General features: G+C 61.5%; 22 protein-coding genes. 8 read left to right on the top strand and 14 right to left on the bottom strand.

What is annotated here, in order from left to right; all coding sequences use genetic code 11:
• Positions 1-336: 336 nt before the first annotated feature.
• From MUW49_RS06625 to glyA, 14 genes are all read right to left on the bottom strand, one after another.
• Positions 337-1,278 (bottom strand): ABC transporter permease, encoded by a 942-nt coding sequence (locus tag MUW49_RS06625; RefSeq protein ID WP_029314771.1) that lies wholly within the window; start codon positions 1,276-1,278, stop codon positions 337-339.
• A gap of 3 nt (positions 1,279-1,281) precedes the next feature.
• A complete protein-coding gene (locus MUW49_RS06630) occupies positions 1,282-2,256 on the bottom strand; it encodes an ABC transporter permease (protein ID WP_010675385.1) in 975 nt (324 codons plus the stop codon).
• A gap of 96 nt (positions 2,257-2,352) precedes the next feature.
• The gene (locus MUW49_RS06635) at positions 2,353-3,909 is read right to left on the bottom strand and encodes an ABC transporter substrate-binding protein (protein ID WP_010675386.1); all 1,557 of its coding nucleotides are present in this window, start codon (positions 3,907-3,909) and stop codon (positions 2,353-2,355) included.
• Positions 3,910-3,967: 58 nt separating this feature from the next.
• A complete protein-coding gene (locus MUW49_RS06640) occupies positions 3,968-5,692 on the bottom strand; it encodes an ABC transporter ATP-binding protein (protein ID WP_010675387.1) in 1,725 nt (574 codons plus the stop codon).
• A 645-nt stretch (positions 5,693-6,337) separates the two neighbouring features.
• A complete protein-coding gene (locus MUW49_RS06645; RefSeq protein ID WP_010675388.1) occupies positions 6,338-6,826 on the bottom strand; it encodes a phosphatidylglycerophosphatase A in 489 nt (162 codons plus the stop codon).
• Entirely contained in the window at positions 6,823-7,782 is a 960-nt protein-coding gene (thiL, locus tag MUW49_RS06650; protein WP_029314772.1) for a thiamine-phosphate kinase, read from the bottom strand. The genes MUW49_RS06645 and thiL overlap by 4 nt, the downstream gene beginning before the upstream one ends.
• Before the next feature lie 57 nt (positions 7,783-7,839).
• Positions 7,840-8,253 (bottom strand): transcription antitermination factor NusB, encoded by a 414-nt coding sequence (gene nusB, locus MUW49_RS06655; protein ID WP_010675390.1) that lies wholly within the window; start codon positions 8,251-8,253, stop codon positions 7,840-7,842.
• 14 nt (positions 8,254-8,267) lie between these two features.
• Positions 8,268-8,738, bottom strand: coding sequence for a 6,7-dimethyl-8-ribityllumazine synthase (ribE, locus tag MUW49_RS06660; protein WP_010675391.1), 471 nt, complete (start codon positions 8,736-8,738; stop codon positions 8,268-8,270).
• 133 nt (positions 8,739-8,871) lie between these two features.
• Entirely contained in the window at positions 8,872-9,981 is a 1,110-nt protein-coding gene (ribBA, locus tag MUW49_RS06665; RefSeq protein ID WP_039040299.1) for a bifunctional 3,4-dihydroxy-2-butanone-4-phosphate synthase/GTP cyclohydrolase II, read from the bottom strand.
• Between the two features lie 137 nt (positions 9,982-10,118).
• Positions 10,119-10,772: a riboflavin synthase gene (locus MUW49_RS06670; protein WP_039040359.1), complete on the bottom strand. Its 654-nt coding sequence runs from the start codon at positions 10,770-10,772 to the stop codon at positions 10,119-10,121.
• Positions 10,773-10,827: 55 nt separating this feature from the next.
• On the bottom strand, positions 10,828-11,937 hold the full coding sequence (gene ribD, locus MUW49_RS06675) for a bifunctional diaminohydroxyphosphoribosylaminopyrimidine deaminase/5-amino-6-(5-phosphoribosylamino)uracil reductase RibD (RefSeq protein ID WP_171864899.1): 1,110 nt from the start codon (positions 11,935-11,937) through the stop codon (positions 10,828-10,830).
• A gap of 277 nt (positions 11,938-12,214) precedes the next feature.
• Complete coding sequence (gene nrdR, locus MUW49_RS06680) at positions 12,215-12,664, bottom strand: transcriptional regulator NrdR (protein ID WP_010675395.1); 450 nt, start codon at positions 12,662-12,664, stop codon at positions 12,215-12,217.
• A gap of 134 nt (positions 12,665-12,798) precedes the next feature.
• A complete protein-coding gene (locus tag MUW49_RS06685) occupies positions 12,799-13,233 on the bottom strand; it encodes a hypothetical protein (protein ID WP_052224829.1) in 435 nt (144 codons plus the stop codon).
• Between the two features lie 87 nt (positions 13,234-13,320).
• On the bottom strand, positions 13,321-14,574 hold the full coding sequence (gene glyA / locus MUW49_RS06690; protein ID WP_010675397.1) for a serine hydroxymethyltransferase: 1,254 nt from the start codon (positions 14,572-14,574) through the stop codon (positions 13,321-13,323).
• A 341-nt stretch (positions 14,575-14,915) separates the two neighbouring features.
• Here glyA and MUW49_RS06695 point away from each other — a divergent pair, with 341 nt between their 5' ends.
• The 8 genes from MUW49_RS06695 (at position 14,916) to accC (ending at position 23,001) form a co-directional block, all read left to right on the top strand.
• Complete coding sequence (locus MUW49_RS06695) at positions 14,916-15,203, top strand: hypothetical protein (protein WP_069652090.1); 288 nt, start codon at positions 14,916-14,918, stop codon at positions 15,201-15,203.
• Between the two features lie 150 nt (positions 15,204-15,353).
• A complete protein-coding gene (gene torD, locus MUW49_RS06700; RefSeq protein ID WP_167824688.1) occupies positions 15,354-16,022 on the top strand; it encodes a molecular chaperone TorD in 669 nt (222 codons plus the stop codon).
• A 7-nt stretch (positions 16,023-16,029) separates the two neighbouring features.
• Positions 16,030-16,398, top strand: coding sequence for a hypothetical protein (locus MUW49_RS06705; protein ID WP_045525778.1), 369 nt, complete (start codon positions 16,030-16,032; stop codon positions 16,396-16,398).
• Between the two features lie 106 nt (positions 16,399-16,504).
• Positions 16,505-18,292 (top strand): GGDEF and EAL domain-containing protein, encoded by a 1,788-nt coding sequence (locus tag MUW49_RS06710; protein WP_216943920.1) that lies wholly within the window; start codon positions 16,505-16,507, stop codon positions 18,290-18,292.
• A gap of 175 nt (positions 18,293-18,467) precedes the next feature.
• Complete coding sequence (gene acs / locus MUW49_RS06715) at positions 18,468-20,414, top strand: acetate--CoA ligase (protein ID WP_039040306.1); 1,947 nt, start codon at positions 18,468-18,470, stop codon at positions 20,412-20,414.
• 283 nt (positions 20,415-20,697) lie between these two features.
• Positions 20,698-21,147: a type II 3-dehydroquinate dehydratase gene (aroQ, locus tag MUW49_RS06720; RefSeq protein ID WP_039040307.1), complete on the top strand. Its 450-nt coding sequence runs from the start codon at positions 20,698-20,700 to the stop codon at positions 21,145-21,147.
• 36 nt (positions 21,148-21,183) lie between these two features.
• Complete coding sequence (accB, locus tag MUW49_RS06725; protein WP_010675405.1) at positions 21,184-21,645, top strand: acetyl-CoA carboxylase biotin carboxyl carrier protein; 462 nt, start codon at positions 21,184-21,186, stop codon at positions 21,643-21,645.
• Positions 21,646-21,660: 15 nt separating this feature from the next.
• The gene (gene accC / locus MUW49_RS06730) at positions 21,661-23,001 is read left to right on the top strand and encodes an acetyl-CoA carboxylase biotin carboxylase subunit (protein ID WP_010675406.1); all 1,341 of its coding nucleotides are present in this window, start codon (positions 21,661-21,663) and stop codon (positions 22,999-23,001) included.
• Positions 23,002-23,044 lie beyond the last annotated feature (43 nt).

A 23,044-nucleotide genomic window follows, 5' to 3' on the forward strand; every position in this document is an offset into this window, starting at 1 on the left:
GGACTCAAACTTTCCGGGAGGACAGGCGTGAATGAAGTCGAGAGCTTGGTCGATACGCATAAAAAAATCCGAAACCCAACAAGGAGTTTCGGATTCTTACACAGCCTGAGGATCGGTCAATGGATCCTTAACTGATCGGCATTACGCCTGATGGCGCCCTTTTTTGTTATTCACTGTGCCAGACCAACCCTGTTCAGATACTGTCGCGAGAAGGCCGTCAACAAGGTTACAAGCCGCTCAGGAACCGAGACATACATGAGCACTCCTTGGTTCTACATAAGCGAGCAGCACATGAACCTTGATCACGGCCTCGCAGCCAGTTCGTGGAAAGGTTTATCAGCCCTTGTAGATCTTCGGGTTGAACACATCCCGCAGCCAGTCACCCAGCAGGTTGATCACCAGCACCAGCACCACCAGGCAGAGGCCCGGGAAGGCGGTGATCCACCAGGATCCGGAGAAGATGTAGTTGAAGCCCACGCTGATGAGCGACCCCAGGGACGGTTGATCAACCGGCATCCCCAGACCCAGGAAGGAGAGGGCCGCCTCGCTCATGATGGCGTTCGCCACCTGCACGGTGGAGATGACCAGGATGGGCGACAGGCAGTTCGGCAGAATGTGGCGGAACATGATGCGCGGGGCGCGGAACCCCATCACCTGAGCCGCTTCAACATACTCCTTCTTCTTCTCCGCCAGCACGGAGGCGCGCACCGTCCGGGCATACTGGGGCCACTCGGCGATACCGATGATCACCACCAGCATCAGGATGGCGAACTTCGAGTAGAACTCGGAGCCAAAGGTCGCCTGGAAGATGGCGGAGATGATGATGGCCACCATCATGGTGGAGAACGACAGCTGCACATCGGCAAAGCGCATCAGCAGGTTGTCGATGCGACCACCAAAGTAACCGGCCATCAGACCGATGACGATACCGAGCACCAGCTGCAGCCCCACCGCGAACAGACCAATGGTCAGCGAGATGCGGGCACCATAGAGGATGGTGCTCCAGATGTCGCGTCCCTGGTTGTCGGTCCCGAGCCAGAAGCGGGCCTCGCCCCCTTCCAGCCAGGAGGGGGGCAGCTCCGCATCCATCAGATCGAAGCTGGTCTGGTCATAGACGTTGTGCGGTGCGATCCAGGGTGCCAGCAGGGCCGCCAGCACGAAGACCACAAACACCGCAAAGCTGAACATGGCTACCTTGTCCCGCAGGAAGTAGTAGACGATGTCGGAATTTTTGAAGCGTGCCCAACGGCTTGGGCTTGCAGTTACAGCATTAGTCATCTGTTACCCCTTGGCGGTCAGGTTGACGGTCGGGTTGATCAACCCGTAGAGCAGGTCGACCAGGGTATTGGTCACCACGAAGATCAGGCCCACGAAGATGACGTAGGCGGTGATCAGCGGCGTATCGACCCGGTGGATCGCCTCAAGGAAGAGGAAGCCGGTCCCCGGCCACTGGAACACGCTCTCGGTCAAGATGGTGTAGGCCACCATGGTCCCGATCTGCACACCGCCCACCGTGATGACCGGCAGCATGGTGTTCTTCAGGGCGTGCTGGTAGTAGACCTTGTTGTTGTCCAGCCCCTTGGCACGGGCAAACTTGACGTACTCGGAGGAGAGCTGCTCCAGCATCTCCGAGCGCACCAGCCGGATGAACAGCGGCAGCATGATGGACGAGAGGGAGACCGCAGGCAGCACCAGGTGCAGGATACCGTCCCAGGTGAAGAATCCCGACTCCCAGCCCAGCAGGTTGTAAGTCTCGCCACGGCCATAGGCAGGCAGCCAGCCCAGCTGGATGGAGAAGAGGTACATCAGCATGATGGCGGTCAGGAAGACCGGGATCGAGATGCCGATGCTGCTCACCGCCATGATGAGCTTGGTCAGGAAACTGCGCGGTCTTATCGCCGAATAAACCCCCAGCGGAATGGAGACCACGACGATGATGAGCGCGGCGGCAAACACCAGCTCAAGGGTAGCCACCAGCTTGTCGAGGATAACCTCGAGGGCTGGTCGCTTGAAGAAATAGGAAGTGCCCAGATCCCCGTGTACCGCGTTCTTCAAGAAGCGGCTGTATTTCACGAGGAAGGGATCATTGAGTCCCATCTTGTCGCGCAGCTCCTGGCGCACGGACTCGGAGACGGATTGTCCCACCAGCTCGCGCAGCGGATCCCCCAGGTTGTCCTGGATGGAGAAGGCGACCAGGCTGATGACGAACATCACTATCACGGCCTGATAGAACCGTTTCAGCAGGAATGTAAACATGCTTGTCCTTCTACGTGGCCTGTGTCTTGGCACAGGCTTCTGTTAATGGCGGGGCAACCATGGGTGCCCCGCCGGGTCCTTCCTTAAACGCTTCGCTTACTTGTTGACCACCAGGTCACCCAGATAAGGGAAGTTCATCACGTTGACCACCGGCTTGATGTCGACGTTCTTCTTGGCACCGTAGGCCAGGTCTTCCCAGTGCAGCGGCACATAGGCAGCGTCGTCGATCAGCATGGCTTCCACCTTCTGCAGGATGGCGGCACGCTTGGCAGGATCGGTCTCGGTGTTGGCTTCCATCACCATCTTGTCAGCTTCTGCGTTGGCATAACCGCCGCAGTTGTACTGACCCATGCCGGTCTTGGCATCCTTGGTGAAGGTCAGGAACTCGAAGAAGTTCGCACTGTCTTCGGTGTCGGAGTGCCAGCCGATCAGCTGCATGTCAGCGGCGCACTTGTCAAACTCCGGCCAGTACTGGGCCACCGGCATGGTCTTCAGATCCACCTTGATGTTGATCTTGGACAGCATGGCGGAGACGGCCTGGGCAATCTTGACGTCGTTGACGTAGCGGGCAGCCGGGGAGATGAAGCTCATCTTGAAGCCCTTCTCGTAACCGGCTTCCTTCATCAGCTCCTTGGCCTTGGCCAGATCATACTGGGGCTTGAGCGCCTCGTTGTAGCCTGCGTAGCCTTTCGGGCTCAGCTGGCCGGCCGGGGTACCGAAGCCCTTGTTGATCTTGTCGACGATGCCCACCTGGTTGATGGCGTAGTTGATCGCCTGACGCACGCGCTTGTCTTTCAGCGCCGGGTTGGTGTTCTGGTTCAGCTCGATGATGATGGCACGGGTACCGGACAGGGTGACCAGCTGGGAATCCTTGCCGTTCTTCACGCGCTCCAGATCGTTCGGGGCAACCGGGTAGATCATGTCCACGTCGCCGCCCAGCAGGGCTGCAACACGGGTGGCGTCTTCCTTGATCGGTACCACGGTCAGGTTTTCGACGTTGCCCTTGGAGGCCTTGTCCCAGTAGTTGGCGTTGCGCACGTATTCCAGCTTCACGCCCTGCTCGCGGAACTTGACGCTGAACGGACCGGTACCGGAGACATTGGTGGAGGCGAAGGAGTCACCGTTCTTCACGATCTCGGCCTTGTCCTTGCCCGCCTCGGTCTTGCCGCTATAGAACTTGGAGTCCATCGGGAAGATGTAGGTGACGGTCTGCAGCACCAGCGGGAACGGCTTGGCGGTGACGAGATCCACGGTGAAATCATCCACCTTCTTGGCTTCGGCGATGGGGTCGAAGATCGCCTTGAAGTCCGGGGAGGCCTTCAGACGGTTGACGGTCCATACCACGTCATCGGCGGTGAAGTCGTTGCCGGAGTGGAACTTCACACCCTTGCGCAGGTGGAAACGGACGGTCTTGTCGTCGATGCGCTCATACTTCTCGGCCAGACGCGGCTCGAACTGCAGATCCTGGGTGTAACGCATCAGGGGGTCGAACACCAGGTGAGACATCTCCAGGGTCTGACCGGAGAGCTGCTCCTGCGGGTCCAGAGAGGTGGCGTCGGACGCGACGGCGACCTTGATGTCGGCAGCAGAAACGTTGAACGCGAGACCAGCGGCGAACAGCGCCATGGCGATCTTGGATAATCCTTTCTTCATGTCTTTCTCCATGCTTTTGGCTTTTTATTGACAGACAAACCGGCGAACCGGTGCTTTCCTAGCTTGCGATTTCCAGCCCCTCGCGGGACATTCCCTTGAATTCCGGCATGAGGGAGATCAGCTTGCGGCTGTACTCATGCTCGGCATTGGTGAACAGTTTCTCGGTCTCGGCCACTTCCACCAGATGACCGTGCTGCATCACACCGATGCGGTCGCACATCTGACGGATGACCGGCAGATCGTGACTGATGAACAGCATGGTGAGCCCAAGCTCCTGTTGCAAGTCTTTGAGCAGGTTGAGGATCTGGGCCTGCACCGAGACATCCAGCGCCGAGGTGGGCTCGTCGCAGATGAGGAAGCGCGGGCGGGTCGCCAGGGCGCGGGCAATGGAGATGCGCTGGCGCTGGCCACCGGAGAACTCGTGGGGATACTTGACCCCGGCGCCGCGGCCCAGGCCCACGTGATCCAGCAGGTCCCCGACGATCTGCTCTATCTGCCGCTCGCTCTCGGCGAGGCGGTGGAAGCGGATCGGCTCGGCGATGATGTCACGCACCTTCATGCGCGGGTTCATCGAAGAGTACGGGTTCTGGAACACCATCTGCATCTGGCGGCGCAGGGGGCGACGCTCGTGCTCCCCTTTCAGGGCGGTGAGATCGATCCCCTCGAAGACAATCTTGCCGGTATCAGGCGGATAGAGCCCGGTGATGGCACGGGCGATGGTGGATTTGCCGGAGCCCGACTCCCCCACCAGGCCGAAGGTCTCACCCTCGAAGATTTCGAAGCTGATGTTGTTGCAGGCGCGCACGTACTGGCGGCGGCTCGGGAAGATGGAATCCTTGGTGACGAACTTCAGATCCACGTTCTCCACCCGCAGCAGCGCACCTTCATAGGTGCGCTCGTCCTGACTCTGGCCGAGCCAGTGGGTCTTGAGATCGATGCTGGTATCCGCCGCACCGGCATCCTCGATATAGGAGACCAGGGGGAAGCGCACCAGCTTCACATCCGAGCGGGGCACCGCCGAGATGAGGCTGCGGGTATAGGGGTGATTGGGGCGGCCCAGCACCTGTTCGGTGGTGCCGAACTCCACCAGATCGCCGCGGTACATCACCGCCACCTTGTCGGTGACGTTGGAGACCACACCCATGTCATGGGTCACCAGCATGCAGCCTACCTGGCGCTCTTTGCACAGGTTGCGGATGAGCTGGAGGATCTGATCCTGGATGGAGACGTCCAGCGCCGTGGTCGGCTCATCGGCGATGATGAGCTCGGGATCCCCGGAGAGGGCGATGGCGATCACCACCCGCTGGCGCATGCCACCGGAGAACTGGTGAGGATACTGCTTGATGCGCACGTCCGGGTTCGGGATCCCCACCGCCCCCATCAGCTCGAGGGCCTTGGCAAAGGCCGCCTCGCGGGACAGGTCGGTGTTGGCGAGGATGGTCTCCACCAGCTGCTGCTCCACGGTGAACAGCGGATTGAGGGAGGTCATGGGATCCTGGAAGATGAAACCGATGCGCGAGCCACGAATGGCCCGCATCTCGTTCTGGCTCTTGCCGGAGATGAGCTCGCCGTTGAGGTAGATGTCACCACGGGCGATGCGACCGGGCGGGCTCAACAGATCGATGACGGCGTTGCCGATAGTGGATTTGCCAGCGCCGGACTCACCGACGACGCCGACGATCTCGCCCTTTTCAACAGAAAAAGAGAGATCCTTGACCGCGGCAAGCACCCCGTAGCGGGAGGGGTACTCGATCCGCAAGTTTTTGACTTCAAGCAAGGACATGGTTACCTCTGCGGGGGACATCCGTCCCAAATAATTCGTCCGTAAATCAGCCGCAGATGCTGGTTGTGCCTTGGTACTGCTCGAGAGCCGTTGTTGTGTAATTAACGCTCAATCCATGAGGCAGCCAAACCAGCGATCCGGGCGGGTTTTTTGCATTTTTTTGGAATAACCCGCGAGTAAGTTAGTCGGTTTGCCCGCGGGTGTAAATGATCCAGTTATACAATTTCGCAATACTTTGCCCAGAGAATGCCGACACCCTGGGGTTAAAATGTCGATAAAAGTCACATTACCAGAGATTACGCTGGCAATGCGAGACCATCAACCAATTATGTTTCAACAAAATAGCAACAAACCATCTTATTCACTATCAGCATTATGCTGGCCAGCCTCGAATGAGTAGTGAATATTTATGTGAAATGATTTTTTGACGGCAGCATATCCGGAGTAAGGAAAAATAGGCAGAGCTAAATAGGGACAATGCAGAAGGATCAACCTGGGCCACAGGCCCGCCGGCACGGCAAGCCGGGAGGGATTGCATACAAAAAAACGCAGGCCCCTCAGGGCATGCGTGTGCGGTATATCCGGCCTCTTTGCAAGAGGAGAGGAGTGAAAAACAGCGAGAGGGCGTTCGGGAGCCACCTCCCCTCACCAGTGGGCAAGCAGTTGCATGCAGGCCAGGGCGAACAGGCCGGCAATGAGATCGTCCAGCATGATGCCAAGCCCGCCGTGAATGCGGCGATCGAACCAGGAGATGGGCCAGGGCTTGAGCACGTCGAACAGGCGAAACAGCACGAAGCCCGCCAGCACCCACTCCCAGCCGGCCGGGGCCGCAATCATGGTGACCCCGAATCCGATGACCTCGTCCCAGACGATAGCCCCGTGATCCGGCATCCCGATGGCGTCGGTGGCGCTCTGGCAGATGCGGATGCCCGCCACGAAACCCACCACCAGCAGGGCGATGAACCAGGAGGTCGGCAGCCCGCTCACCAAGAGATAGAGCGGGATGGCTGCCAGGGTCCCCATGGTGCCCGGCGCCTTGGGGGAGAGGCCGGAGCCAAACCCCACCGCCAGAAAGTGGAGCGGGTTTTTAAGGTTCAGCCGCGTCAGCTCGGGCTTTATCTTGAAAGACATCATGCGAAGTGATCCCAGCCCTTGAGGTGCAGTTCGACGGATTGTTCGTCCTGCAGGTAGTCGATGCCAGGCTCCCCGGCCAGGATGCGACCGATGCGGGTGAACTTCACGCCACAATTGGCCAGCGCCGTGTCCAGGGCGCCGTGATGCTCCTGGGGCACGGTGAAGCAGAGCTCGTAGTCGTCGCCCCCGGCCAGGGCCAGCTGCCAGGCATCCATGGCCGGCACCGCATCCTGCAACACGGGGGAGAGGGGCAGCAGATTGAGATCGATCTGGGCCCGCACACCGGACGCCTTGAGGATGTGGCCGAGATCGGACGCCAGGCCGTCTGAGAGATCCAGGGCGCTGCTGGCCAGCCCGCGCAGGGCCTGACCGGCCAGGATGCGGGGATGGGGATGGTCGAGGCGCGGCAACACGGCCGCCAGCTGGTTCTCGTTGAGGGTGCGCTTGCCCAGCAGGTGGGAGAGCGCCAGGGCGGCATCTCCCAGGGTACCGGTCACGTAGACCCCGTCACCGGCCTTGGCGCCGCTGCGCATCAGGGCGCGACCTGCCGGGACAGATCCTTTCACCGAGACGGTGATGGAGAGGGGCCCGCGGGTCATGTCTCCCCCCACCAGCGCCACGTTGTAGTACTCGGCGAGCTCGAGGAACCCTTCGGCGAAACCGGCGACCCAGCGCTCGTTGATGGCGGGCAGGGTCAGGGCCAGGGAGACCCAGCGCGGCTCGGCACCCATGGCGGCCAGATCGGAGAGATTGACCGCCAGCGCCTTGTAGCCGAGATCCACCGGATCCATGTCGGGGAAGAAGTGCACGCCGCTCACCAGGGTGTCCGTGCTCACCGCCAACTGGGCGTCGGGGGGCAGGGTCAGCAGGGCACAGTCATCTCCAGGGCCCATCACCACGTCCTTGCGGGCGTGGGGGACCTTGAAGTACTTCTCAATCAGCTCAAATTCACCCATACAGTAAAAAGCCAGCAATAAGCTGGCTCCTCTCTTAATTGCTGACGGACAGCAGGATCAGCGCTTGGGCAGCGTCTTGATCACCTTGTCCAGGACGCCGTTGACAAACTTGTGGCTGTCATCGGCGGCGAAGGCTTTGGCCAGCTCGATCGCTTCGTTGATCACCACGCGCGGCGGCACATCTTCACGACGGGTCAGCTCGTAGGTCGCCAGACGCAGGATCGCCTTGTCCACCATGTCCACTTCTTCCAGCGGACGGGAGAGGAAAGGCGCGAACACCTTGTCCAGCTCGTTGCAGTGGACCGCTACCCCGAACAGCAGATCGCGGAAATAGTTCAGGTCCACACCCTTGGTGTCCTGATCGATCTTGAACTGCTCTTCGATGTCGCCCACGTTGGCCTGGGTCATCTGCCACTGGTAGATGGCCTGGGTGGCGCAATGGCGGGCCTTACGGCGCTCGGACGGTTTCAATGCATTTCTCCTCGTTACACGTCCAGTTGTTTCAGGACGTTGATCATTTCGAGCGCGCTCAGTGCAGCCTCTGCACCCTTGTTACCCGCCTTGGTACCGGCGCGTTCGATGGCTTGTTCAATGTTTTCGGTGGTCAGCACGCCGAAGGCAACGGGAATGTCGTATTCCATCATTACCTGGGCCAGACCCTTGCCGTTCTCGCTCGCTACCAGTTCGAAGTGGTAGGTACCGCCGCGGATGACGGTGCCGAGTGCGACGATGGCGTCGTATTGACCGCTCTTGGCCAGCTTCTTGGCCGCCAGGGGAATTTCGACGGCCCCCGGTACACGCACCAGGGTCAGATTGCTCTCCTGGACCTGACCTTGACGCTTCAGCACGTCCAGCGCGCCGTTCACCAGGCTGTCATTGATGAAGCTGTTGAAACGGGCAACGACAATAGCAACACGCGCCTCGGGAGCGGCGATATTTCCTTCGATAATCTTCATTGGAAATCCTGTCTCTGTGCAATCAATTAGGGGCCGGGCTCAAAAGTGCACGCATTCTAGCACAACAGAGCCGCGACAAAAAACCATGGCCGCAACGGGCGGCCATGGTGATGAATTCAACCGTACGCAGCGCTTACTCGCCGACGTACTCCACCACTTCCAGACCAAAGCCACCGAGGGCATGGTACTTCTTGGGAGAGCTCAACAGGCGCATCTTGCCGACCCCCAGCGCCTTGAGGATCTGGGAACCGACGCCGACCCGGCGCGAGGTGCCCTGCCACTTGGCCCCTTCCGGCGCCAGCCCCTTGTCGGCGGCTTCAAAACCCTTGACCCTGGCCAGCAGCTCGGCGCCATGGGCTTCCGCCCCCAGGATCACCAGTACCCCGCCCTCGTCGGCGATGCGGGCCATGGATTTGGGCAGCGGCCAGCTGCGGGCGCTGTGGCGGTCGGTGAGCAGCAGATCGCTCAGCACGTCGTGCAGGTGCACCCGTACCAGGGTCGGCTGGTCGGCCTTCACGTCCCCTTTCTTCAGGGCGAAGTGCACCTGGTTGTCGATGGTGTCTCGGAAGGTGACGAGGTCGAACTCGCCGTATTCGGTGGGCAACTTGCACTCGGCCACTTTCTCTACCGTGGTCTCGTGCTGGTTGCGGTATTCGATAAGGTCGGCAATGGTGCCGAGCTTGATGCCGTGCTGCTCGGCGAAGATCTCGAGATCCGGGCGCCGGGCCATGGTGCCGTCTTCGTTGAGGATCTCGACGATGACGGAGGCAGGCTCGAAGCCGGCCAGCCGGGCCAGATCGCAGCCCGCTTCGGTGTGGCCGGCGCGGGTCAGCACACCGCCATCCTGCGCCATCAGCGGGAAGATGTGGCCGGGCTGCACCAGATCGGCGGCCTTGGCATGGGGCGCCACCGCAGCCTGCACGGTGACGGCGCGGTCGGCGGCGGAGATGCCGGTGGTCACCCCTTCCGCCGCCTCGATGGAGACGGTGAAGGCGGTGGAGAACTGGGCATTGTTGCGATCGACCATCAGCGGCAGCGCCAGCTGCTTGCAGCGATCCCGGGTCAGGGTCAGGCAGATGAGGCCACGACCGTAGCGCGCCATGAAGTTGATGTCTTCCGGGCGGACACAGGAGGCGGCCATGATCAGGTCCCCTTCGTTCTCCCTGTCTTCGTCATCCATCAGGATCACCATCTTGCCAGCCTTGATATCGGCAATGATTTCCTGGGTCGTGCTCAGCGCCATGGGCTACTCCATCAACATGCTTGGGGATTGAGCCAGTCGGCTCGACTTGATACTGCGTATTGTGCTCTAGATGGGGGCACGCGGCCCCGTTTCAATCCGCGCGGGATCACAGAACCGCGTTTTCCCGTCAAAACGGCTCACAAGAATCCGGACTGGGCCAGCTTCTCCAGGGTCAGGGTAGAGGCACTGCTCTCCTCGCGCTTGCCCGTCATCAGCCGCTCCAGATAGCGGGCTATCTGGTCCACCTCGAGGTTGACCCGGTAGCCGGGTTTCCAGCGGGCGATGGTGGTCTCCTGGGCGGTGTGGGGCACGATGGTCAGCCGGAACAGATCCCCCTGAACCGCATTGACGGTGAGGCTGATTCCATCCACTGCAATGGAGCCCTTCTCGGCGATGTAGCGCGAGAGCTCCCCCGGCGCCTTGATCCAGTATTCGATGGCGCGGCCGCTGGACGATTTGCTCTTCACCTCGCCGATGCCGTCCACGTGGCCAGAGACCAGGTGGCCGCCGAGGCGGGAAGTGGGCATCAACGCCTTCTCGAGGTTGACCGGATCCCCCACCTTGGCGGCAGAAAAACCGGTGCGGGAGAGGGTTTCCAGGGAGACGTCGGCGGTATAGCTGTGATCCCCAAGCGCCACCACGGTGAGACAGACGCCGTTGGTGGCGATGGAGTCGCCCAGCTTGACGTCACTGAAGTCCAGGGTCGGCGCGTGCACGGTGAGGGCCATGTCCTCCCCCTGGCGACGCAGCTCGGCCAGGGTTCCCACCGCTTCGATAATTCCGGTAAACATGCAGATCACCTTGCTGATGACGGGGGCGATGGATGCCCCCGTGAACATTGAAAAATCAGGCTATTTTCGCAGTGATGCGAATATCCTGGCCAAGCATGCGCACATCCTTGAGGTTGAGTTTGGGAGCCTGGAACAGCCGGGTCAGCCCCGGCAGATGGAACAGGCCGCGCCCCTCATCCCCCATCAGTTTGGGCGCCTGATAGAGCACCAGCTCGTCCACCAGCCCCTTCTCCAGCAGGGCGCCGCACAGCCGCGGCCCCGCCTCCACCAGTACCGAGTTGACGTTCTGTTTGGCCAGCAGCATGAACAGACTGACCAGATCCAGCTTGCCATCCAGCAGCGGCACCTCCAGCTGCTGCACCCAGGCGGGCCACTCACCGGATGCCTTGTGGCGGGCCAGCAGTACCGGGCTCTCGCTCTGGAACAGGGGCAGATCCGGGGTGAGCCGGTTTTGCGAATCCACGATGACTCGAAGTGGCTGGCGCAGGGTCTCTTTGGGATAGACCGCCTTGACCGAGGGGGGCAGCTCGTCCCAGCGCACGGTGAGGGAGGCGCCATCCGCCAGCACGGTTTCGGCGCTGGAGAGGACTGCATCGTAACGGGCCCGCAGCCGCTGCACGTCCCGGCGCGCCTCCGGAGAGGTGATCCACTGGCTCTCGCCACTCGCCATGGCGGTGCGACCATCCAGGCTCGCCCCCAGCTTGACCGTCACCAGCGGAAACGCGGTGCGCATCCGCTTGAAGAAACCGGGATTGAGGGCCTCGGCTTCCGCGGCCAGCAGGCCGAAATCGGTCTTGATCCCCGCCTCGGAGAGCATCCGCAGGCCACGCCCGCCCACCTGGGGATTGGGATCCACCATGGCGGCGACCACCCGGGTCACCCCGGCCTTGATGAGCGCCTCGGCGCAGGGGGGCGTGCGACCATGATGGGAGCAGGGCTCCAGGGTCACATAGGCGGTGGCACCGCGGGCCTCTTCCCCTGCCGCGTGCAGAGCATAGACCTCGGCATGGGGCTCACCGGCCCGCTTGTGCCAGCCCTCCCCCACCACCACGCCGGCCTTCACCAGCACGGCGCCGACGCAGGGGTTGGGGGCCGTGGTGTAACGGCCGCACCGGGCCAGTTCGAGGGCCCGGCTCATCCATTGGTAATCGTCTTGACTAAACATCCGGGCTCCTGTGTCCAGCAACCTGTCCCCCGTGGCACGGCCATCCGATGGGACAAGAAAATAGGGTGTACGCGCTTGCAGCACGCCTTCTCGGGCAGATCGGCCATGGCATCTGACGCCATGGCGACGGGCACACACATCGCAGGATGCGGCCGCACGCCCTCATACTTTTTCACCAGTGCAACGATGCGCTATCTGGATGTCTCACTGGTGTAACAACTGGCGCTGCCGCAACGGCAGCCCCTCTCTTATTCACATAGGGAGCGACAGGCCGACGTTACTTCTCCAGCTTGGCGATCTCTTCCCCGAATTCGCGAATGTCTTCAAAGCTGCGGTAGACGGAGGCAAAGCGGATGTAGGCCACCTTGTCCAGGCTCTTGAGCTCATCCATCACCAGATTGCCCACCAGCTGGGAGGCCACCTCCCGCTCACCGGTGGCCCGCAGGCGGGACTTGATGTGGTTGACCGCCTTCTCGATGGCCTCCATGCTCACCGGCCGCTTCTCCAGCGCCCGCAGAATGCCGGCACGCAGCTTGTCTTCGTTGAAGGGCTCGCGGGAGCCGTTGGACTTGATGACGCGGGGCATGACCAGTTCGGCCATTTCGAAGGTGGTAAAACGCTCGTGACAGAGCAGGCATTCGCGACGGCGGCGCACCTGATGGCCCTCGGCCACCAGACGGGAATCGATCACCTTGGTATCAACGGCACTACAGAAAGGGCAATGCATCTGACCTCCGGCGTGGATGAAAATGGGCGCGGGCCCCGGGGGCTGGCGCTAGGCCGGCCAGTGTAACACGGCCATCCAGAACCGGTAAAAGCCCATGAAAACAAGGGACAACCAGCCAGACCTTCGGGCAGGACTCAGTCGTCATAGGGCAACGCCTCGGGGTCGCAATCCTGGTAATCGGGGGCAGGATCCGCCGCGAACCGGCGAGCAGCCACATGGCTGTGACCCAGCATCAGCGCCTTGCCCACCCGGTGCATGCCATCCATCACCCGGCCGGCGCTGTCCAGCAGGATGGGATAGGCGAGATCCGCCGCCATCATGAGCTGGCAATGCGCCACCACGCTGCGCACCGTGGGCGTGGCGTCTCCATGGCCGTACCAGTGGTCGCGGTCAAGCTCGGCAATCTCGCCGAGTGCCACCGCCTGCACCGGCAGGTTGCGGCTCAGCCGGATCAAGCGGCGCACATCCCAGGCCAGCAGCCCCTGTTCGCTGGCGCGAAAGTGGTACTGGGCGCGAACCGTCTGCCGCAGTGACGCCTCCAGCACGTCCTCTTCCATGTCATCGCACATGATCACCTCTGTCTCATCTTGCCAGACGCTGCAAAAAACAATGCCACCCGAGGGTGGCATTGGTCTTCAACCTGAAGGTCAGGCTGATTATGCGTAGACCGGGAAGCGGCGGCAGATGTCCAGCACCTTCTCGCGCACGGTCGCCAGCACTTCTTCGTTGTCGTGGCTGTCCAGCACGTCGCAGATCCAGTTGGCCAACTGGATGGACTCGGCTTCCTTGAAGCCGCGGCGGGTGATGGCCGGGGTGCCGATACGCACGCCGGAGGTCACGAACGGGGAACGCGGGTCGTTCGGTACGGAGTTCTTGTTGACGGTGATGTTGGCCTTGCCGAGGGCTGCGTCGGCATCTTTGCCGGTCAGCTCGCGACCGATCAGATCAACCAGCATCAGATGGTTGTCGGTACCGCCGGAGACGATCTTGTAGCCGCGCTCGATAAAGGTCGCCGCCATGGCCTTGGCGTTCTTGACGACCTGGGCCTGGTAGGTCTTGAACTCGGGCTCCAGCGCTTCCTTGAAGGCCACGGCCTTGCCGGCGATGACGTGCATCAGCGGGCCGCCCTGACCACCCGGGAAGACGGCGGAGTTCAGTTTCTTGTACAGATCTTCGTCGTCGGCGGCGGAGAGGATCAGACCACCGCGCGGACCGGCCAGGGTCTTGTGGGTGGTGGAGGTGACCACGTGAGCGTGGGGCACCGGGTTCGGGTAGACGCCGGCGGCAATCAGACCGGCTACGTGGGCCATGTCCACGAACAGGTAAGCACCGATCTTGTCGGCGATTTCGCGCATGCGGGCCCAGTCGACGATGCCGGAGTAGGCGGAGAAGCCGCCGATCATCATCTTCGGCTTGTGCTCAACGGCCAGGCGCTCCATCTCGTCGTAGTCGATCTTGCCGGACTCGTCGATGCCGTAGGGGATGATGTTGTACAGCTTGCCGGAGAAGTTGACGGGGGAGCCGTGGGTCAGGTGACCGCCGTGGGCCAGGTTCATGCCGAGCACGGTGTCGCCTGGTTGCAGCAGGGCCATGTAGACGGCGCTGTTGGCCTGGGAGCCGGAGTGCGGCTGCACGTTGGCGTAGGTGGCACCGAACAGCTCTTTGGCGCGCTCGATGGCCAGGGTTTCAACCACATCCACATACTCGCAACCGCCGTAGTAACGCTTGGCCGGGTAGCCTTCGGCGTACTTGTTGGTCAACTGGGAGCCCTGGGCTTCCATGACGCGGGGGCTGGTGTAGTTCTCGGACGCAATCAGCTCGATGTGCTCTTCCTGACGACGGGTCTCGTCTGTGATGGCCTGCCACAGCTCTGGATCATAGCCGGCGATGGTCATGTCACGTTTCAACATCCGTTTATCTCCTGAAAATCGTTTGCGCGATAGGTGAAGTGGGCCCGCGCATTGTAACGTGAGCTGGATCAAAGAGACAGTCCAACCACCCAAAAAATTGTTTATAAAATGTAAAATACGTCGCAAATTTCGAATCCCGCCCCCTGGCTTCGCTCATCCCCCCGGCCTCCCCACACCAGCAATCCGGCTCCAGCCATCGTCCCCGCTTCCCGGGCAAGGCGATGAAAACCAGAGCCAGATCATGGATATAGCATTTACTAACAGATAACATCTTTAGGCCATGGGACATCTGCACGAGCGGGTGTCGCTCCCTGCCATCCCGGAACACAAGGGGAAACGCCATGATGGATCATCTGATGCTGTTCGTGATTGTCGCGGTCTTCGCTCTCTTCTACTGGGTCTACTACACCGGCAGCCGCAAGGGTGCCTGCACCGCCAACTGGGAGACACTTCCCACCCGGGAGCAGTACCTGGCGGCCCATCCCGGCGCCGCCGACGGGGATCTCATTTTCTGCATCCATTGCGGTCATCATCAGCAGCGGGAGGTCGGCCTGGTGCACCAGATGGATTACCGCCGCCAGCACATCTGCCCCCGTTGCAAGCAGGTGCTCTATCGCGTCGAGGAGTAGGTCGGCCTCCTCGTCGCCCACGGCGATCCCGCGATAGCGCCCCCCTCTCCTGGCGCTATCCGGCCAAAAGGCCCCATGAGTTTCCTTTATTTTTAAAGTCGTTAGAATCGGGGGCCATCAAGGCTCCCGATTGTCATCCACGGAGGAAAAATGCAGGAATTCATGGCGACCAGCGAACGCCGGGCCGAGCTTTACTGGTGGTTTTCCACCCTGTTTGCTGCCGAACTCAGTGATGCACAGATCGCTGAATACGACACCTATGACGTGCGCAGCTTCTTGAAGAGCCTCTCCACCCTCGATCCCATGCGCGAAGCCGTGGCCGAGCTCAACGACGCCATCGCCCGCCTGCTGGTGCGCCCCGAGCGCCAGACGGCCCTGGCCGCCGACTTCGCCGGCCTGTTCCTGAGCGCTCCCGGGCAGGGTGCCCTGCCCTACGAATCCCTCTACCGGGGCGAAGACAAGCAGCTGATGCAGGCACCCATGACCGAGATGCAGGCACGCCTCGATCGCCTCGGCATCAATGTCAGCGACAAATACAATGAGCCTGCCGATCATCTGGCCATCGAGCTGGACCTGATGGGCAGCCTCATCATCCGCGCCGCCGAGTCGACCACCGCCGACCAGCGCGAGGCGTGGCTTGGCGAGCAGGAGTCCCTGCTGCACGGCCACCTGCTGGGCTGGTTCGAGCGCTTCGAGCAGGCCTGCCGGGCCGCCGACAAGTTTGGCTTCTACGGTGCCAGTGCCCGCCTGCTGGGGGTGTTCCTCAAGATGGACGCCAACTACCTCTCCCTGGTCAAACCGGCACCGTCCGCCGACTGAGCCCGGCATGAAGACAGCCCTGCTTCTTATCGCATGCTGGCTGCTGGCCCTGATCCCGCTGGATCAGGGTCTCACTCCCCTCGTGACGCTGCTGTTCAACCCGGACCGCGCGCTCTACGGCACCGCCCAGCTCACCGGCTTTGCCGGCATCCTGCTGACCCTCTACCTCGCCAATCTCGGGGTGGAAGTGGTGCTGCGTCGCCGCTTCCAGATAGCGGGCATGCTGGCCCTGCTCGCCGCCTGGACAGATTTCATCAACAGCAGCGGCACCGAGAGCCACTGGCTGGTGCTCTACGCCATGGCGTTGCCGTTTCATCTGGTGGGCTGGCTGGTATTTGTTCGCGGGATCCAGGCGTTTGGCCGCCAGAAAGGCTGACATCTCGTTGATTTCACACCCTTCTCACACTTTCTTTCTCTCCTGACACTTCCTGCCATACTGACACAGTCGTCCAAATGACAAAGCAATCAATTCAGGAGCCTCCATGGAAAAAGTGCTACCCGAATCGGTTCCGACACGGCATTTGTCAGGCCCGCTCTCTCCCCACGAGTTGCAACAGCTGTTCGCCCAGGCGCCCGTCGGGATTGGGGTCTTCGATCACGAATTCAGGTGTCGCGACGTCAACGGACGCTTTGCCGAACTGACCGGCCTCGCGCGGGCAGAGCACCCGGGCAAGACGCTGTTCGACATTGTCCCTGCCCAGACTCCCCAGCTGCTCCCGCTGTTTCAGCAACTGCGGCAAGGTCCCCCCCGATGCACATTTGAGGTGGAAATGGTCGGTCTCTCCCGCGCGGCCTCCCCGGCACGCTGGCAAGTGAGCGTCAGCTCCGTGCTGGATGAGGAGGGCACCTTCAGCGGCATCTTCCTCGTGATGAGGGAATCCGCGCAGACAGGCCCCCACCTCGACGCACCCGCGTCACCCGGCCTGCAGGAGATGACCCACCGCCATGCACTGCGTCTCTATCAGGCCGAAGCCCGCTTGCAGCACCTCTCCTATTACGATCCCCTCACCGATCTCGGCAATCGCCATCTGCTGCAAGAGCGCCTCACCCTGGAGATAGAGACGGCCAGGGTGAACCACCACGTCCTGGCGCTGCTGTTCATCGATCTCGACGGCTTCAAGCTCATCAACGACAACCTGGGGCACAGTGCCGGCGATCTGCTGCTCAAGCTGTCGGCAGACCGCATTCGCCACTGTCTGCGCCCCGGAGACATCGCCATCCGGCTGGGGGCAGACGAATTTCTGGTGTTGCTGCCCGCCATCAGGGAGACCCAGGATCTGCTGGGTCTCATCGAGGGGTTGCAACGCAGGCTGCACGATCCCGCCGACATCGGCCAGGAGCGGGTGAGGCTCTCCGCCAGCATCGGCGTCTCCCTCTATCCGGAGCATGGCCAGACCCCGGACAGCCTCATCAGCGCGGCGGACAACGCCATGCATGAAGCCAAGCGCCGTGGCCGCAACGGCTATCTGTTCCACTCCCCCGACATGACGGCACAGACCAGGGAGCGGATGCTGCTGGAGCAGGGACTGCTCAAGGCCATTGAGCAGCAACAGTTTCGCCTGCTCTACCAACCCATGACGGATCTGGCGGATGGTCATCTCAGCGGCCTGGAGGCCCTGATCCGCTGGCAGCATCCCAGCCTTGGCATGATATCCCCGGACCGTTTCATTCCGGTGGCAGAGGAGTGCGGTCTCATCGAACCACTGGGCGAATGGGTGATGCGCACCGCCTGCCGGCAAGGGCAGCAGTGGCTAGCCGAAGGGCTCGCCGTGCCCCGGCTCTCGGTCAATGTGTCGGTCAGGGAGATGCGTTCCCACGACTACGTGGAGCGGGTGACAGCCATTCTGGCCGAGACCGGTTTTCCTGCCGAACGGCTGGAGATCGAGGTGACCGAGAGCATCATCCAGAGCGTGGATCACAGTCTGCGGCTCTTCACCCGTCTCAAGGCGCTGGGGGTGCAGATCGCCATCGACGACTTCGGCACCGGTTTCTCCTCCCTGAGCCTGCTCAGGAGCCTGCCCATCGATCGCATCAAGATAGACAGAGCCTTCGTCCAGGCGTTGCCCGACGACAAGCACAGCCGCGAGCTGTGCCGTACCATAGTCCAGCTGGCCAGCTCCCTCGGCATGGCCGTCACGGCGGAAGGGATAGAAACCCAGCCCCAGCGCCAGTTCCTGCAATCCCTGCGTTGCGAGGAGGGACAGGGCTACCTGTTCAGCCATCCCCTGCCAGAACCCCAGCTGCCTTCCCTGCTCCCCTTCCGCCATTGAGCCTTGGCCGCGCCACCACGAAAGCAAAGAAGGGAGCCCATGGCTCCCTTCTGCTTCATCATCATGGCTTCCCGCCCGCTATCTTCGTCGCTATCCAAAAGTCTAATTGCCCTCGGGAACCAAAGGTATAAGTTGTTACTCAATCATTAAGAAAATGTATTCACAGGAGTGAGAGATGAGCGAGAGCAAGGTCTACCCGGTCAAGGCCCACATCGGCAACGGCGCCCTGCTGGACAAGGAAGGTTATGAAGCCATGTATCAGGCGTCGGTGCAGGATCCGGACGCCTTCTGGGGGGAGCAGGGCAAGATCCTCGACTGGATGACCCCCTACACCCGCGTCAAGAACACCTCCTACGATCCGGGCCACGTCTCCATCAAGTGGTATGAGGATGGCCTGCTCAACGTCTCGGCCAACTGCCTGGATCGCCATCTGAGCGAGCGCGGCGACAAGGTCGCCATCATCTGGGAAGGGGACAACCCGGCCGAAGATCGCAAGATCACCTATCGCGAACTGCACGCCGAAGTATGCAAGTTTGCCAACGTGCTCAAAGCCCAGGGGGTCAAGCGTGGCCACATGGTCTGCCTTTATATGCCCATGGTGCCGGAGGCGGCCATCGCCATGCTGGCCTGTACCCGCATCGGGGCCGTGCACAGCATCGTCTTCGGCGGCTTCTCGCCGGAGGCGCTCTCGGGCCGCATCATCGACTCCGGCGCCTCCGTCGTCATCACCGCCGATGAGGGGTTGCGAGGCGGTCGCCCCATCCCCCTCAAGAAGAACGTGGATGAGGCCCTTACCCACCCGGATACCAAGGTCAGCAAGGTGATCGTCCTCAAGCGCACCGGTGGCAACGTGGCCTGGCACGAGCACAGAGACATCTGGTGGCATGATGCGGTCAACGCCGCCAGCCCGGATTGTCCGCCCGAAGCCATGGGCGCCGAAGATCCCCTGTTCGTGCTCTACACCTCCGGCTCCACCGGCAAACCCAAGGGTGTGCTGCACACCACGGGCGGCTATCTGGTCTATGCCGCCCTCACCTTCAAATACGTGTTCGACTACCACGAAGAGGACATCTACTGGTGTACCGCCGACGTGGGTTGGGTCACCGGTCACTCCTATCTGGTCTACGGGCCGCTGGCCAACGGCGCCACCACCGTCATGTTCGAAGGGGTGCCCAACTACCCGGCTACCAACCGCATGAGCCAGGTGGTGGACAAGCATCAGGTCACCATCCTCTATACCGCCCCCACCGCCATTCGTGCACTGATGGCCAAGGGCAAGGAGGCTGTCGAAGGCACTTCCCGCACCAGCCTGCGCATCATGGGGTCGGTGGGTGAACCCATCAACCCGGAAGCCTGGGAGTGGTACTACCGCACCATCGGCGACGAGCGCTGCCCCATCGTCGACACCTGGTGGCAGACCGAGACCGGCGGCATCCTCATCACTCCGCTGCCCGGCGTCACCGCGCTCAAGCCCGGCTCGGCCACCCGTCCCTTCTTCGGAGTACAGCCTGCTCTGGTGGACAACCTGGGTGAGCCGCTGGAGGGCGCCACCGAGGGCAACCTGGTGATCACCGACTCCTGGCCCGGCCAGATGCGTACCGTGTTCGGCGATCACGAGCGCTTCGAGCAGACCTACTTCTCCACCTTCCCGGGTCGCTACTTCACCGGCGACGGTGCCCGTCGCGACGAGGACGGCTACTACTGGATCACCGGCCGGGTGGATGATGTACTCAACGTCTCCGGCCACCGCATGGGCACCGCCGAAATCGAGTCCGCTCTGGTGGCCCATCCGAAGATCGCCGAAGCGGCGGTGGTGGGTGTTCCCCACGAGATCAAGGGACAGGGCATCTACGCCTATGTCACCCTGATCGCCGGGGAAGAGCCGAGCCGCGAGCTGCACAAGGAAGTGAAGGAGTGGGTGCGCAAGGAGATTGGCGCCATCGCGACCCCGGACGTGATCCACTGGGCCGAAGGGCTGCCCAAGACCCGATCCGGCAAGATCATGCGGCGTATCTTGCGCAAGATCGCCACCGGCGAAACCGACAGCCTGGGGGATATCTCCACCCTGGCGGATCCGGGGGTCGTGGACAAGCTGATCCGCGAGAAGTCGGAAGCGGCGTGAGTCTCTTCCCCACGTCAACAGAGCCGGCCACGTGCCGGCTTTGTTGTCTTCGGGATCCGGACAGGGCAGAGTTCGGTGGCAGGCAGGGCTTGCGGGCAAACCAGGCCGATAAATAGCCAGATGTAGAGATTAGACCAGTAAAATGCTGCTAATTTTCACGAAATCAATATAATTGCGAAATCTGTGTGTCAGGGCACACCGATTTGTGCAAAAATTGGCTAGATTTTTGGTAGTCCAAAGATAGCTGATAGATAGCAGCATAATCATCGAGGATGTACTCAATATGTCGCAACATCACCGAATCCTCCTGCTTAACGGCCCCAATCTGAATCTGCTGGGCAAGCGGGAACCGGGAATCTACGGCAGCAAGACGCTCGATGAGATCGTCGCCGATCTGACGCGCAGCGCCAGCGAACTCGGTGTCACCCTGGAACATCTGCAATCCAATGCCGAGCACGAGCTGATCGGCCGCATCCATCAGGCCATGGGCCAGGTGGATTTCATCATCATCAATCCCGCCGCCTTCACCCATACCAGCGTTGCCCTGCGCGATGCCCTGCTGGGTGTGGCCATCCCCTTTATCGAGGTTCACCTGTCAAACGTTCATGCCAGGGAGCCCTTCCGTCATCACTCCTATCTGTCTGATGTCGCCAAGGGGGTGATCTGCGGGTTGGGTGCCGATGGTTACCAATTCGCTTTAACCGCGGCCGTGCATCAGTTGCGCGCGGCTTGATAATCACTGATCAGATAAAGAAGAAAGAGAATGCTAATGGATATCCGCAAAATCAAGAAGCTGATTGAACTGGTTGAAGAGTCCGGCATCGCCGAGCTGGAAATCTCCGAAGGGGAAGAGTCCGTTCGCATCAGCCGTAATTTCTCCGGCCAGGTTAGCGTTGCCCCGCAGATGATCATGCCCCAGGCCGCAGCTCAGGTTGCCGCACCGGTTGCCGCTGCTCCGGCAGCAGCCGCTGCGCCTGCTGCCGATGCCGCCCCGAGCGGTCATCTGATGCGCTCCCCCATGGTGGGCTCCTTCTACCGCTCCTCCAGCCCGGAAGCCAAGCCGTTCGTGGAAGTCGGTCAGCACGTCAATGTCGGCGACACCCTGTGCATCGTCGAAGCCATGAAAATGATGAACCAAATCGAGTCTGACAAGGCCGGCGTGATCAAAGCGATCCTGGTTGAAAATGGTCAGGCCGTCGAGTTTGACGAGCCGCTGTTCATCATCGAATAAGGGAAAATGCCACCCATGTTGGACAAAGTAGTCATCGCCAACCGCGGTGAAATTGCCCTGCGGATCCTGCGCGCCTGCAAAGAGCTCGGGATCAAGACAGTGGCCGTTCACTCCACTGCCGATCGGGAGCTCAAGCATGTGCTCCTGGCGGACGAAACCATCTGCATCGGCAAACCTGCCAGCGGTGAGTCCTACCTCAATGTGCCGGCCATCATCGCCGCCGCCGAGGTGACCGGTGCCGTCGCCATCCACCCGGGCTACGGCTTCCTCTCCGAGAATGCCGACTTCGCCGAAGTGGTGGAGAAATCCGGCTTCATCTTCATCGGTCCGCGCGCCGAGACCATTCGCCTGATGGGTGACAAGGTCTCCGCCATCGAGGCGATGAAGAAGGCGGGCGTGCCCTGCGTACCCGGCTCCGACGGCCCGGTGGACAACGATGCCAAGCGCAACGCCGCCATCGCCAAGCGGATCGGGTATCCGGTGATCATCAAGGCCGCCGGTGGCGGTGGTGGTCGCGGCATGCGCGTGGTGCGCAACGAGGCCGAACTGGCCTCCGCCATCGCGCTGACCAAATCCGAAGCGGGCCAGTTCTTCAAGAACGACATGGTCTACATGGAGAAGTACCTGGAGAACCCGCGCCACATCGAGATCCAGGTGCTGGCTGACGGTCAGGGTACCGCCCTCTATCTGGGTGAGCGGGACTGCTCCATGCAGCGCCGTCACCAGAAGGTCGTGGAAGAGGCGCCGGCCCCCGGCATCACCGACGAGATGCGCAAGTTCATCGGTGAGCGCTGTGTGCGCGCCTGTCTCGAGATCGGCTACCGCGGTGCAGGTACCTTCGAGTTCCTGTACGAGAACGGCGAGTTCTATTTCATCGAGATGAACACACGTATCCAGGTGGAGCATCCGGTCACCGAGATGGTCACCGGCGTCGACCTCATCAAGGAGCAGCTGCGCATTGCCGCCGGTCAGCCCCTGTCGATCACCCAGCAGGACATCCGCATCCGTGGCCACGCCATCGAGTGCCGGATCAATGCCGAAGATCCGGCCACCTTCCTGCCCTCTCCCGGTCTCATCCAGCGCTTCCACGCGCCGGGCGGCCTGGGCGTGCGCTGGGAATCCCACATCTATGCGGGTTACAAGGTCCCCCCCTACTACGACTCCATGATCGGCAAGCTGATCTGCTACGGGGAGAACCGCGACGTGGCCATCGCCCGCATGCGTCACTCCCTCGACGAGCTGGTGGTGGAAGGGATCAAGACCAACATCGCCCTGCAAAAAGAGATCATGAAGGACGAAAACTTCCAGCACGGTGGCACTAACATCCACTACCTGCACAAGAAGTTGGGTCTGTAATGGCTTGAGGCCCGACCCATTGAGCACGGTGGCAGCACAGAAC

Origin of the sequence: Aeromonas sp. LsrichE-8G (genome assembly GCF_022869435.1) — a bacterium.
Taxonomy (GTDB): domain Bacteria; phylum Pseudomonadota; class Gammaproteobacteria; order Enterobacterales; family Aeromonadaceae; genus Aeromonas; species Aeromonas caviae.